Source organism: Rosenbergiella epipactidis, from assembly GCF_018494055.1.
Classification (GTDB): Bacteria; Pseudomonadota; Gammaproteobacteria; order Enterobacterales; family Enterobacteriaceae; genus Rosenbergiella; species Rosenbergiella epipactidis.
The window spans coordinates 464044-476504 of record NZ_JABBFQ010000003.1 but is presented as its reverse complement, the minus strand read 5'-3'; the positions used below and the strand labels follow the sequence as shown (position 1 = coordinate 476504).

Here is a 12461-nt window from a genome sequence, read left to right as displayed (position 1 = left end):
CCTTTAAGCGAAATTAATCTTTATCGATTCGGCTAGCGACCGCGCTTTGTTGGTCACGGTATTTAGCATCTTGACGGCTATTGTAAGGCCGTGCGGCAGGTCCGGATAAAGGTTCAAAACTCAATGCTCCGATTAACATCCCTGGACGTAAAGCCAAAGGGAGTTTACCCGAGTTAAAGAATTCTAACACAATTCGTCCTTTCCAACCGGGATCGATGCGGTGTGCGGTGACATGAACCATTAATCCTAAGCGGGCTAAGGATGAACGACCATCTAACCAGCCAACCAAATCATTCGGTAAGGTGACGGATTCGTAGGTCACGGCCAACGCCAGCTCGCCAGGATGTAAAAAGAACGCTTCATCGTCTTTTAAAACAATTTCTTCGCTCATCACGCGTTCAAGTGAGGCACTGACCGAATCTTTAGGGCCACTTAAATCGATATATGCCGCCGTATGTCCGCGAAAGGTCCTAAAGCCATTCCCGAGGCGTACGTCGACCGTGGCACCATTAATCCGCTCAACAGGCGGGCGGGGATCGATACAAAGTTTCCCTTCATCCATCCATGCTTCAATGTCTCGGTCACATAATCTCATAGTGATCCCCTAATAAAATATCGCAAAAAAACTTATTCAAAGAATTGATTAATCTTAGCTTTTAAAATATCGATCGCAATACGATTTTTTCCGCCGCGAGGCACGATGATGTCGGCGTATTGTTTCGACGGTTCGATAAACTGCAGGAACATTGGGCGAACAGTTTTTTGGTATTGGCTCATCACCGAATCCATTGAGCGTCCCCGTTCGTTTACATCGCGTTTCATCCGACGCATTAAACAGATATCTAACGGAGTATCGACAAAAATGGAGAAGTTTAATTCGTTACGCAGTCGGGCATCGGTCAACAATAAAATCCCTTCAAGGATAATCACTTTTTTGGGTTTTAACGTTTGGGTTTTTGCCATGCGGGTGTGTTCGGAATAGCTGTACATCGGGAGTTCGATCGACTGACCTGATTTAATGGCTTGCAGCTGATTCAAGAGTAAATCGTGGTCCATCGCATTGGGATGGTCATAATTGGTCTTGATACGCTCTTCCATCGTCAGATGGCTTTGGTCGCGATAGTAACAATCTTCTGGGATAACACCGATATGTTCATCGCCCACTTGATCACGAATTTCACGATACAACGTACTGGCAATTAAACTTTTTCCAGATGCGGATGCGCCCGCAATTCCGATAATCACACATTGATGAGACTGGTCAGTCATTATTTTACAACCTGAAACTGAAGCCGAAATACCCGCGTTGTGCCGCAAGCACTCTAGCAAAATGGGAGGATAAACGCCGGCGATTATAAGGGTTTCACGGCAGTGATGCTAGCGAAAAGGACGTACTTTTAAGAGTTTAACACTGTTTTTTTGGTCGCGGTTGGATACACTAGCGCGCTGAATTGGCTGACTGGCAGCCAATCCCTGTCACCTTCAGAGGATTTATGCACTGGCAATTGTTGACCTATTTTGGCGATAGCATGCTGCTGTTACCGAGTGCTGTTGTCTTAGCATTTGCCCTGCTCTATAACACGTCGAGACTCGCACCCGTATTCTACTGGTTAGTCAGTTTTGGCACTGCAGGTTTAGTAGTCAGCATCTCTAAAGTCTTATTTCTAGGATTTCTTATTGGTAGTGCGCGCTATAACTTTACCGGCTTTAGCGGCCATACCACGATGTCCACAACGTTTTGGCCGATCTTTTTTTGGTTTATCGCCCGTGGATTTTCATTTAAACACCCGCTGCTCTGGGTAGCCCTTGGTTATCTTTTCGCCCTGACCATCGCCTATTCTCGTCTCGTGCTGCATGCCCACTCGCCGAGCGAAGTGATCTGCGGCTTTTTATTGGGGTGTTGTTGCAGCCTGTTCTTCTTAGCCATACAGCGGAAAGTGGCGTTTAAACCGGTAAACCTTATCGAATTACTGCTTATTGTCGCCCTGCCGCTGTTTCTGGTGTTTCAGGGGAAGCCCGCCACAACCCAGCATTTCCTCGGTACGCTGGCGGCAAAACTCGCCGGAATGGAGCATCCTCACACACGGCAGCAACTCCTCTCCTTAGGCCGATAAGCGTTAACGATTGACTTTGCGCCGTAACCCGTTAAAGTGCGCCCCTTTTATTGAGGGGGTGCAGCATGGTAATTGGTTTCGATTATGGTACAGCAAACTGTTCGGTAGCCGTCGAACGAGAAGGTCAGTTTAAACAGCTACCGCTTGCAGGGTCAGAAAAATTACTCCCCTCGATGATGAGCGCCCCCCTTCGCTCAGCCGTCAGTGAATGGTTATATCGTCACCACGGTGTCAGTTATCACACCGCCGAAGAGACCGCACTTTTACAGCAAGCCTTGCGGGCGAATCGTGATGAAGATCTGCCTGTATCGGCACAAAGTGTGCAATTTGGCTTATCTGCGCTCAACCAATATATCGCCGACCCGCAAGACGTTTGGTTTGTGAAATCACCCAAGTCGTTTCTCGGCGCCAAGGGACTCAAGCCGCAACAAATCGCGTTTTTTGATGACGTCGTCTGCGCCATGATGTTACATATCCGCCAGCAAGCAGAGCTGCACACCCAAGCGCCGATTGAGCAAGCCGTTATTGGACGACCCGTTAACTTCCAAGGCACTGGCGGTGAAGAGGCGAATCAGCAAGCGGTCGGTATTTTGCGTCGCGCAGCACTGCGGGCTGGATTCCGCGAGGTGGAATTTCAGTTCGAGCCGGTGGCAGCAGGCTTAGAGTATGAATCTCGACTCAGCCGCGAAACACGCGTCCTGGTCGTCGATATCGGTGGGGGAACCACCGACTGCTCACTGCTGCTGATGGGCCCCGAATGGCGGCATAAAGCCGAGCGTAGCGAAAGCTTACTGGCACACAGTGGCTGTCGAGTGGGAGGGAACGACCTCGACATTATGCTGGCCTATAAACAGCTGATGCCGCTATTAGGCGCAGGCAGCCCTTCACGTACCGGCAAAGCGTTACCGATGCTGCCTTGGTGGAATGCCATCGCCATTAATGATGTGATGGCTCAAGGCGACTTTTACAGTGCCAGTGGCGGTAAGCAGCTTCAACAAATGGTCAAAGATGCGCAACACCCCGAGCTGGTGACCCGTCTACTGACCTTGTGGCAAGAAAAGCAAAGCTATCAGCTGGTGCGCAGCGCTGAGCAAGCGAAAATCGACCTCTCCGAACAGTCTGAAACCCACTGTGATTTAAGCTACCTCGATACAGCATTAGAACTGCGCCTCTCTGCGCAAACCTTGCGGGAAGCGATCGACTCACCCTTACAGAAAATGCTACAGCAAGTGGTGGAGGTGATGCAGCAAGCCACCGTTCAACCTGAAGTCATTTACTTAACGGGCGGCAGCGCGCGATCACCACTACTACGCCAAGCGTTGGAGCAACTTCTGCCCGATACGCAAATTATCCAAGGAGATGATTTTGGATCGGTAACCTTGGGGCTAACGCGCTGGGCTAATACGCTTTTTGCGTAGTCAGATCAATTCAATAAAAGTTAACGGTTGTTGGGCTACAGGACGGGTCGTACAATCCCCTACTTTTTACAGGGTTACCATTAACCCTGCTTAAGTATGGAGTTGATCATGACAACAGAATTACTCTCTCCTGCGGGCTCGTTAAAAAATATGCGCTATGCCTTTGCGTATGGCGCAGATGCCGTTTATGCAGGACAACCGCGCTACAGTCTGCGCGTCAGAAATAACGAATTTACGCTTGAGAATCTCGCCATAGGGATCCAAGAGGCCCATCAGCTCGGTAAGAAATTCTATGTTGTCAGTAATATTGCGCCGCATAACGCTAAGCTCAAGACCTTTATTCGCGACCTGACGCCGATTGTTGCCCTACAACCCGATGCACTCATTATGTCTGATCCCGGGCTGATCATGCTGGTGCGTGAACACTTCCCTAGCCTCCCCCTCCACCTTTCTGTTCAAGCCAATGCGGTGAATTGGGCTACCGTTAAATTTTGGCAAACACAAGGCATTCGTCGCGTAATCTTGTCGCGGGAACTGTCATTGGAAGAGATCAGTGAGATCCGCCAGCAAGTCCCCGATATGGAACTCGAAGTTTTCGTACATGGTGCGCTCTGTATGGCCTACTCTGGCCGCTGTTTACTCTCAGGCTATCTCAACAAACGCGACCCGAATCAGGGAACCTGCACCAATGCCTGTCGTTGGGACTATAAGGTTACCCCCGCTCAGCAGGACGATCTCGGTCATATAGTGAAGCGTGATGCCCCTGTCCCAACGCTTGGCCTTGGGCCCACCACTGCGCAAGCACTATTATTGACCGATAAAATGCGTCCTGACGAACCGATGAGTGCGACCGAGGACGAGCATGGCACCTATATTATGAATTCTAAAGACTTACGCGCCGTAGAGCACGTTCCCCGCTTAGTCGAAATGGGCATCCACTCATTAAAGATTGAAGGACGGACCAAGTCTTTCTACTACTGCGCCCGCACCGCGCAAGTCTATCGTAAGGCCATTGATGATGCACAAGCCGGAAAACCTTTCGATCCCTCGTTACTCACCACCTTGGAAGGATTAGCCCACCGCGGGTATACCGAAGGATTTTTACGCCGCCATACCCATGATAGCTATCAAAATATCCAGCAGGGGTACTCTGTTTCTGATCGGCAGCAATTTGTCGGCGAATTTAGTCAAGCCCAAGACCAAGGCTTCGCCGAGGTGATTGTTAAAAATAAATTCCAGTGTGGTGACAACCTCGAAGTGATGACCCCCAGCGGTAATTTCTCATTTATTCTCGATACCCTGCACGATAAACAGCGTAGGCCCCTCACCGTGGCCCCGGGTGATGGTTACCGCGTGTGGATCCCAATCCCCGCCAATACCGACCTTCGCTACGCACTACTCGTGCGCCATTTGCAAAAGGGGCAGACCACCCAAGCGCCCCATTGCAACACTCAAGGCGCAGGTATGGTATAAAGGAGCCAATGTTATTAAGTGAAGGGATAAAACATGGGTTCAGCGTTTCTGATTTTACATGGCAAAAAAGCCAGTGACCCGACTATTCGTGACGCTGTCACTCTCCTACGGGAGGAAGGGAGTCGCCTTGAAGTCAGAGTGACCTGGGAGTTTGGTGACTGTCACCGTTTTATCACCGAGGCCATTGAAGCTGAGTGTTCAACCCTGATTATCGGCGGTGGCGATGGTAGTTTGAACGAGGCGGTCAACAGCCTTATGCGTTTCTCGGCAGCCCAACGTCCACCACTGGCCGTATTGCCGTTGGGCACAGCAAACGACTTTGCCACCAGTATCGGCGTACCACAGGAGATTGAAGCAGCCTTAAGGTTAGCGCTGACCGCCACGGCGCAGCCTATCGACTTAGCCTGTGTCAATCAACAGCACTACTTTATCAATATGGCGACGGGCGGTTTTGGCACGCGAATTACCACCGAGACGCCAGAAAAATTAAAGTCGGCCCTGGGCGGGGCATCCTATTTCCTGCATGGACTGTTACGGATGGACCGATTGAAGCCAGATCACTGCACCCTTGCCAGTGAGCAATGGCAATGGCAAGGCGATGCCTTGGTGATTGCGGTAGGTAATGGCCGCATGGCAGGGGGCGGGCAGCGACTCTGCCCAACGGCCTTGATCAACGATCAACAGTTAGCCTTGACCGTCATCACAGCGCAGGAGCTGTTCCCTTCCCTGCTACATTCACTGACCCGTGATGATGAGAATCCTAATATCATCAACCAACGCGCCAGTGAATTTACCCTGACCAGCGAACATACGATGACCTTTAACTTGGATGGCGAACCGCAAAGCGGCACGCACTTCCACTTTAAAGTGTTGGGTGAAGCGATCCGTTTTCGTTTACCCGCTATCTGTGGCCTATTGGGGTAAGCTGACGGGCCACTGTTGGTAAAAATGGTGGACGGGGCCATGGCCTTGTCCAACATTTAACTCATCGGCATGAGCAATCGCCCCTTGCAACCACTGTTTTGCTTGCCAAGTCGTCTGCGCCCAGTCTGTAAAATGCGGGCGTAGGGCCGCCAGTGCAGCCGACAATGTACAGCCTGTCCCATGGGTATTATGGGTGGCAATTCTCGGTTGGCTAAAACGCTGCTCGCCGGTGGTTGTCATTAGCCAGTCAGGGCTTTCAGCCGTCTGCAGATGGCCGCCTTTCATTAACACCGCCTCACAGCCTAAGGTAAGCAGTTTTTCGCCCTGCTTACGCATCTGAGTCTCATTTTCGGCAGGTTGACAATCCAGTAACGCAGCAGCCTCGGGAATGTTCGGGGTAATAATCGACACCTCAGGGATCAGCACCTCACACAGGCAGCGTATCGCTTCTGGATCTAACAAGGGATCGCCACTTTTTGCCAGCATCACCGTATCCAAGACCCGCCAAGGAATTGACGAATGCTGCAAGCCTGCGGCCACCTGCTCGATAATCCCTTGGTGATGTAACATCCCCATTTTTACGCTGGCAATATCCAGATCGGTCAAGACCGAGTCTAATTGCTGGCGGACAAACTCGGCGGTAACAGGAAATATACCTTGCACACCGCAGGTATTTTGCGCAACTAAGGTAGTGATGACACTCGTACCATACCCCCCCAATGCACTAAAGGTTTTTAAATCGGCGTGGATACCCGCGCCACCCGAGGGGTCGGTTCCGGCAATGGTTAAAATATTATAGGGGCTCATTTCGCCTCCCTCTGCTGGGCAAGACCATCGAGTAAATGTAGCGCAAAGGTTCCGGGACCCGCGGCCTGCCGCGCAGCGAATTCTGCCGCACGAGAGAGCATCCAACATGCACTCGCCACGTTGCTCAGCCTATCGCCCGCTAGCGAGGCGAAGGCTGCACAGAGTGCCGACAATGCACAACCGGCCCCCGTCACTCGAGTGGCTAACACTGAGCCTCCCGAGACCTTAAGGGTTCTCTCGCCATCAGTGATCAGGTCGACTTCTCCGGTGACCACGACGATGCCCTCAATCGTCTTCGCCAGTTTTCGCGCGGCATCGAGTGCTTGATCGGCGCTCAGTTGCGTTTCAGGTCCTCGGCCGCCAGTCGTCTCACCCGCTAATACGCTGATTTCTGAGGCGTTACCGCGAATCACACTCGGATTTAATGACAGCAATTTGCGACAGAATTCAGTCCGCAGGGTCAAGCCGCCGACAGCCACCGGATCCAGTACCCATGGCTTAGCAAAACGGTTAGCATTTTCCGCGGCATGGTAATAAGTGGGACAGTGTTCGTGGTGCAGGGTACCGACATTCACTAACAGCCCATCGGCGATCGGTGTAAATTCTTGGCATTCACTCGGGTCGATAATCATTGCCGGTATCGCCCCGGCCGCAAGCAATAGATTGGCGGTGAAGTTCTGCACAACAGTATTAGTGATACAGTGAATAAGCGGCGAATGGTCAGCAAGCTGAGCGATAGCCTGTTGGGCCATCGCTGCATCAAGCTCGGACATAACGGTATCTGTGGGCATATTGTCTCCCACCGGCGGTAGAAAGACAGCCCCTAATGAGGCGAGTGACTTTCCTACGCTGGCATTATCCAGTTCAGGTAATACGGGTATTTCTCAGCCTGAGTAAGTAGGCACCCCGAGTCATGAAGATTGTATCTTCTTAGATCTGGCAGAGTAGAGGAAATTGCTTTGCGCCGCAAGTGCGTCAGCTGGCTAAGGCTACTTCGCCTGTTTTCTCACTTACCGCTCAACCCTTACCCTCTGCATTCATCAATACCACTCAAATAGCGCCTATAGTGCAGAAAAACCCTCTGGAAATTATCTTTTAGCCTAACATTCAGAACAATGAATTGGCGTCATCCACCGCTTTCTGATGTCGAAGACAGAATCGATATCAGTGGGCGACGAATTGCGCCAAGTCCCATAAAAAAGTTTCTACGTGTTATTCTAAGTGCCTATCACTACATAAAAGCTCTTTTTTTTATATCAAGTCATCAACAGATATAAATTAGCGTTAACCTGACGTACTTACGTTGGGCATGTTTTCTTTATGATCGTTGAGTGTGGATTTTAATAAAGCATTTCGTAGCTTTTCTTTGTTCTCCGCTTGATTGATTTTTTCAAAGCAATTTTTGATGATTTTTTTAGTGGTCACTTGGGTCAGCTCGTAATTATTTTTTTCCCATTCATCAATCGGCTTAATTCGCTCAGAGGATAGTAGATCACTGCTTGAGCAAACTTGGTCAAAGTCCCCAACGCTTATTGTGGTTGAATACTTAAATTCGTAATTATTGTTTCCTAAACCTTCATAAATAAGCTTAAACTTGTAAGGTTGAACGGTAATTTTAGCGTCCTTTCCTGTATAGGTGTTCATACCTTTTAACATTGTATCCAGCTCAGGGTTTAAATAATCCATTGTTTTATTTTTAACACTAGGAATAGAGTTACCCTTTAACTGTTCTTTACTAAATCCATCAGTGTTGGAACTTCCACCGCCAAGGAGCGTAGCTGCAATCTGTAACGTTTTTAAACCTACAAGTGTTGCGGTATCTGCTTTAGAGACAACATTTAATGTGTTATCTGTATCTTCAATAACGTCACCGTTTATAGCATTCTGCGTGAGTACAGTTATTCTAGAAGAATTATCAAAATCTATCGTTCTTGTATCGACAATCTTGGTTCTTGGCGGTGAAGGGGAATTTGCGCAAGCACTTAACAAAACACATCCAAAAGTGCTTAGTAATAATCCATTAAGATTTTTCAACTTTATTTTCTCCATAGTAGATTCCATCTTTCAACTTAACTTGTCGTTATTGAATTACGCCAAGAATATTTTTGTTAGCTTCCTTCTTGGAAGGCAGTGATGCGATAACCTTAAAATAGTTATGGAATCCTGAATTTATAAATCGGTACCCTAATTCAAGTATTACTCAGCCTGATAAACTCAGCACCCCGAATCGAAGAGAAAGCGTTTTTCTATAACTTGGCAGCTTAAGAGACGTTATGTGTCGCTGCAAGAAAAGTGTTACTGAAGAGTGATATCTGACAAGAAACATCTAAATAACTTAGTTCACTGCGATAAGTCGGGCGTTACGACCGTTATCCCTGACTCCCCACCTGCTCGGCTATCCACGCCATAAACAGTTGGACTTTGGGCCAATGGGTGCCTTGCTGCGTATATAACGCATAGCCATAGGGGCTTGCCAAGATGTTATCGGGAAAGGGGGCCACCAAGCTGCCGGACTGAAGTTTCTCTTCAAGCAACCGCATCCGCCCCATGGCAACGCCACCATGATGAACTGCGGTGGTAACGGCTAACGCCATCTGGTCACAATAGAGATGAGAGGCCGGCGTGACGCTAATAGCAAAGGCCTCTGTCCACTGCTGCCACTCATGGTTCCCGCTGTTCCTCTGCCACGCTCGATGGTCGTGAAGCAAACGGCACCCTTGTAATCGCTCAGGATGGTTCAGTAATCCAAACTTGTCAGCATAATGGGCTGAGCAAACCGGCGTGATGGATTCGTTCATCAACGGCGTACAGGTAAGTCCCGGCAGGCTAAGGAGACCGAAGTTGATGGCAATATCCACCCCAAGCTCATCCAGCTGGATCAGATCATTGCCCGTTGAGAGGCAGACATCGATACCGGGATAGCGATCTAAAAAATCCCCTAATCGGGGGGCAAGCCATGCCTGAGCAAATGAGGGCCGACTATACAGGTTTAACCGCCCGATGACGCCTTGATGCTTAAGATCGAGCAGCTCTTTACTCAATAAATCGAAAGAGAGTGTAATTTTCTGAAAGAGACGTGCGCCCTCGGCCGTTAAGATGATTTTACGATGCAGACGCATAAAGAGCGGTATATTAAGCTCTCGCTCCAAATGGCGAATACGGTGGCTGACGGCGCTGGGTGTTAAGCAGAGTATTCTCGCGGCTAAGGCAATAGACCCTTTTTCTGCTACCAACGCGAAGGTTTGTAAGCGGTTAAGCTGCCCTGCTTGAAAACTGTTCAGAATATTGCCCTCATCATCAACGCTTGGGTTTCCTATGCTCCACGTTCTAAGCTGGCATAATGCAATAAATTCACAACAGGTTCACATGATTTGTCCTCAGCCTAGGCTGAAAAGCGATCACTTGTCAGCGTATCAGTTGCAACAGTATGCTGCCGCTCAACGGTGAGTGACCACCCCCTACTAACGCTAGGTATAGACTAAGTGAATAAGATTATGACGGATAAATTTCCCGCGCTTAATAACAATAAGGTTGTTCAGCAACTCTCGACCCAGACCCCTTTATTTTGGCCGAACCCACACCGCCTTCCTGCCAGCGAGGGGTTAACGCACGTGGGATTCACCTTAGCGGACATTCAGGATGCGGCCGAGCGCCTGCAACGCTTTGCGCCCCTGATCGCCGAAGCCTTTCCCGAAAGCCGCGCACGAGGGGGGATTATTGAATCGGATATTGTTTGTATCCCCGCCATGCAGCAAGCTTTAGCACAACAAGGCCCCTTACAGGGTAAGCTCTGGCTAAAGAAAGATAGCCACCTGCCGATCTCCGGCTCGATTAAAGCCCGGGGAGGGATTTACGAAGTATTAGTCTTGGCGGAAAAACTGGCACTGGCGTCAGGGGAGTTTAGTGAACAGGACGATTACCGACAGCTGCTCACCCCCCACTTTCGGCAATTGTTTGGCCGCTATAAGATTGCCGTAGGCTCGACAGGGAATCTTGGCTTATCGATTGGAATAATGGGGGCGACATTAGGCTTTCAAGTGATTGTGCATATGTCATCCGATGCCCGAGAGTGGAAAAAACAGCGACTGAGAGACCACCAAGTAACGGTTATCGAACACCAAAATGATTATAGCGTCGCCGTGGAACAGGGCCGACAAACGGCGGCAGACGATCCTTACTGCTTTTTTATCGATGATGAACATTCCTCTACTCTATTCCTCGGATATGCCGTCGCGGGGTTGCGCCTACCCGCGCAATTAGCGGAGCAGGGAATTACCGTCGATCCGCAGCATCCACTCTGTGTGTATTTACCCTGTGGTGTGGGTGGAGGACCGGGAGGGGTCGCCTTTGGACTTAAACTTGCTTTTGGCGATGCCGTACGCTGTTATTTTGCTGAGCCGACACACTCGCCCTGTATGCTATTGGGGCTGAGTACCGGCTACCACGAAGCTATCTCGGTCCAGGATATTGGACTTGATAACCATACCATTGCCGATGGTTTGGCTGTCGGTCGCGCATCAGGATTTGTCGGACGGGCGATGGCATCGCTGATTGATGGCTGTTATACACTAAGCGATCAGCGGCTCTCAGACTTACAACTGCTGCTCCATCACAGCGAAAATATTCAACTCGAGCCTTCGGCCTTAGCCGGTATGCAAGGCCCATTATGGATAGGTAACGATGTGTCGAAGCTTAGCCATGCGACGCATCTGGTCTGGGCCACGGGAGGCAGTATGGTGCCGCAGGAGGAGATGCAGCGCTATCTTGAAATGGGGAACCTGCCTTAACCGAATGTTTTCCGTAATCGAGCTCGAGAAAGCTTACCCAGCGCACGCTTTGCGTATCATCAATTTGTAAAATAGAAAAAGAGTGATATAGATCACATTAACAGCGACGCTAATTTCGCTAAATAAGCCCCACTTAATTTTTACTTAATGATGAATAAGGAAAACTTGCATGAGCCAACTCTTCTCGCTAACAGATAAACGCGCACTGATCACCGGTTCAGGGCGTGGGATTGGCTTTCTTATGGCAAAAGGGTTAGCGGAAGCGGGTGCGGAAGTCATCATCAACGCCACGCAGCAGGCAGGAGCCGAAAGCGCGGCAGCCAAACTCCGTGCACTGGGCCACACCGCTCATGCAGTGGCCTTCGATGTGACGGATTCCCAAAACGTGGCTGAGGCCATTGAGCACATTGAATCGACTCTGGGGCAAATCGATATCCTAATCAATAATGCCGGGATTCAACGCCGTCGCCCTTTTCTTGAATTTGCCGAACAAGATTGGAACGATGTGATCGCGGTAAACCAAACCGCAGTTTTTTTAGTGTCACAGACGGTCGCCCGTTATATGGCCAAGCGTCAAGCCGGAAAAATTATCAATATTGGCTCGATGCAGAGCGAACTGGGGCGCGATACCATCACCCCTTATGCCGCCTCAAAAGGAGCGGTCACGATGCTGACACGAGGAATGTGTGTGGAGCTCGCGCGCTATAATATTCAGGTTAACGGCATCGCTCCCGGCTATTTCGCGACAGAGATGACTCAGGCCTTGGTCGACGATAAAGCCTTCACCGATTGGTTAACCAAACGTACCCCAGCCGCCCGCTGGGGGAATCCCGAAGAGTTGATTGGTGCCGCGGTGTTCCTATCGTCAAAAGCGTCCGACTTTGTGAATGGTCATCTGCTGTTCGTTGATGGCGGGATGCGCGTCGCGGTGTAATGTA

General features: G+C 49.9%; 12 protein-coding genes and 1 riboswitch. Of the genes, 6 read left to right on the top strand and 6 right to left on the bottom strand.

The features are described 5' to 3' along the window. Positions 1 to 13 precede the first annotated feature (13 nt). Both dcd and udk read right to left on the bottom strand, forming a co-directional pair. Positions 14 to 595 (bottom strand): dCTP deaminase, encoded by a 582-nt coding sequence (dcd, locus tag HGT71_RS07915; protein WP_214217292.1) that lies wholly within the window; start codon positions 593 to 595, stop codon positions 14 to 16. A 32-nt stretch (positions 596 to 627) separates the two neighbouring features. Then, complete coding sequence (gene udk, locus HGT71_RS07910; RefSeq protein ID WP_062812432.1) at positions 628 to 1269, bottom strand: uridine kinase; 642 nt, start codon at positions 1267 to 1269, stop codon at positions 628 to 630. Positions 1270 to 1493: 224 nt separating this feature from the next. On the opposite strand from udk, the gene HGT71_RS07905 reads away from it, so the two are divergent. From HGT71_RS07905 to yegS, 4 genes are all read left to right on the top strand, one after another. Then, on the top strand, positions 1494 to 2114 hold the full coding sequence (locus HGT71_RS07905) for a phosphatase PAP2 family protein (protein ID WP_214217291.1): 621 nt from the start codon (positions 1494 to 1496) through the stop codon (positions 2112 to 2114). Between the two features lie 65 nt (positions 2115 to 2179). Further along, positions 2180 to 3532 carry a molecular chaperone gene (yegD, locus tag HGT71_RS07900; RefSeq protein ID WP_214217290.1) on the top strand — a complete coding sequence of 451 codons (1353 nt, stop codon included), beginning with the start codon at positions 2180 to 2182 and terminating at the stop codon, positions 3530 to 3532. 108 nt (positions 3533 to 3640) lie between these two features. After that, positions 3641 to 5005: a prephenate-dependent tRNA uridine(34) hydroxylase TrhP gene (gene trhP / locus HGT71_RS07895; RefSeq protein WP_214217289.1), complete on the top strand. Its 1365-nt coding sequence runs from the start codon at positions 3641 to 3643 to the stop codon at positions 5003 to 5005. Between the two features lie 33 nt (positions 5006 to 5038). After that, positions 5039 to 5929: a lipid kinase YegS gene (gene yegS / locus HGT71_RS07890; RefSeq protein WP_048912255.1), complete on the top strand. Its 891-nt coding sequence runs from the start codon at positions 5039 to 5041 to the stop codon at positions 5927 to 5929. Here yegS and thiD read toward each other — a convergent pair. From thiD to dsdC, 4 genes are all read right to left on the bottom strand, one after another. Beyond that, entirely contained in the window at positions 5918 to 6736 is an 819-nt protein-coding gene (thiD, locus tag HGT71_RS07885; RefSeq protein ID WP_214217288.1) for a bifunctional hydroxymethylpyrimidine kinase/phosphomethylpyrimidine kinase, read from the bottom strand. The genes yegS and thiD overlap by 12 nt on opposite strands. Beyond that, positions 6733 to 7509 carry a hydroxyethylthiazole kinase gene (gene thiM / locus HGT71_RS07880; protein WP_214217339.1) on the bottom strand — a complete coding sequence of 259 codons (777 nt, stop codon included), beginning with the start codon at positions 7507 to 7509 and terminating at the stop codon, positions 6733 to 6735. The genes thiD and thiM overlap by 4 nt, the downstream gene beginning before the upstream one ends. A gap of 51 nt (positions 7510 to 7560) precedes the next feature. Then, positions 7561 to 7655, bottom strand: a riboswitch (TPP riboswitch). Between the two features lie 365 nt (positions 7656 to 8020). Next, complete coding sequence (locus tag HGT71_RS07875) at positions 8021 to 8785, bottom strand: hypothetical protein (RefSeq protein ID WP_214217287.1); 765 nt, start codon at positions 8783 to 8785, stop codon at positions 8021 to 8023. A gap of 320 nt (positions 8786 to 9105) precedes the next feature. Next, complete coding sequence (gene dsdC / locus HGT71_RS07870) at positions 9106 to 10017, bottom strand: DNA-binding transcriptional regulator DsdC (protein WP_277755788.1); 912 nt, start codon at positions 10015 to 10017, stop codon at positions 9106 to 9108. A 213-nt stretch (positions 10018 to 10230) separates the two neighbouring features. On the opposite strand from dsdC, the gene HGT71_RS07865 reads away from it, so the two are divergent. Both HGT71_RS07865 and idnO read left to right on the top strand, forming a co-directional pair. Continuing rightward, positions 10231 to 11523 (top strand): D-serine ammonia-lyase, encoded by a 1293-nt coding sequence (locus HGT71_RS07865; protein WP_214217286.1) that lies wholly within the window; start codon positions 10231 to 10233, stop codon positions 11521 to 11523. Between the two features lie 169 nt (positions 11524 to 11692). Beyond that, positions 11693 to 12457 (top strand): gluconate 5-dehydrogenase, encoded by a 765-nt coding sequence (gene idnO, locus HGT71_RS07860; protein ID WP_214217285.1) that lies wholly within the window; start codon positions 11693 to 11695, stop codon positions 12455 to 12457. The last annotated feature ends 4 nt before the right edge of the window (positions 12458 to 12461 follow it).

Excerpts from the sequence above, each read along its gene's own strand:
- udk (WP_062812432.1), bottom strand. The coding sequence starts at position 1,269 with ATGACTGACCAGTCTCATCAATGTGTGATTATCGGAATTGCGGGCGCA.
- thiM (WP_214217339.1), bottom strand. The coding sequence starts at position 7,509 with ATGTCCGAGCTTGATGCAGCGATGGCCCAACAGGCTATCGCTCAGCTT.
- HGT71_RS07865 (WP_214217286.1), top strand. The coding sequence starts at position 10,231 with ATGACGGATAAATTTCCCGCGCTTAATAACAATAAGGTTGTTCAGCAA.
- HGT71_RS07905 (WP_214217291.1), top strand. The coding sequence starts at position 1,494 with ATGCACTGGCAATTGTTGACCTATTTTGGCGATAGCATGCTGCTGTTA.
- yegD (WP_214217290.1), top strand. The coding sequence starts at position 2,180 with ATGGTAATTGGTTTCGATTATGGTACAGCAAACTGTTCGGTAGCCGTC.
- thiD (WP_214217288.1), bottom strand. The coding sequence starts at position 6,736 with ATGAGCCCCTATAATATTTTAACCATTGCCGGAACCGACCCCTCGGGT.
- yegS (WP_048912255.1), top strand. The coding sequence starts at position 5,039 with ATGGGTTCAGCGTTTCTGATTTTACATGGCAAAAAAGCCAGTGACCCG.
- trhP (WP_214217289.1), top strand. The coding sequence starts at position 3,641 with ATGACAACAGAATTACTCTCTCCTGCGGGCTCGTTAAAAAATATGCGC.
- dcd (WP_214217292.1), bottom strand. The coding sequence starts at position 595 with ATGAGATTATGTGACCGAGACATTGAAGCATGGATGGATGAAGGGAAA.
- idnO (WP_214217285.1), top strand. The coding sequence starts at position 11,693 with ATGAGCCAACTCTTCTCGCTAACAGATAAACGCGCACTGATCACCGGT.
- HGT71_RS07875 (WP_214217287.1), bottom strand. The coding sequence starts at position 8,785 with ATGGAGAAAATAAAGTTGAAAAATCTTAATGGATTATTACTAAGCACT.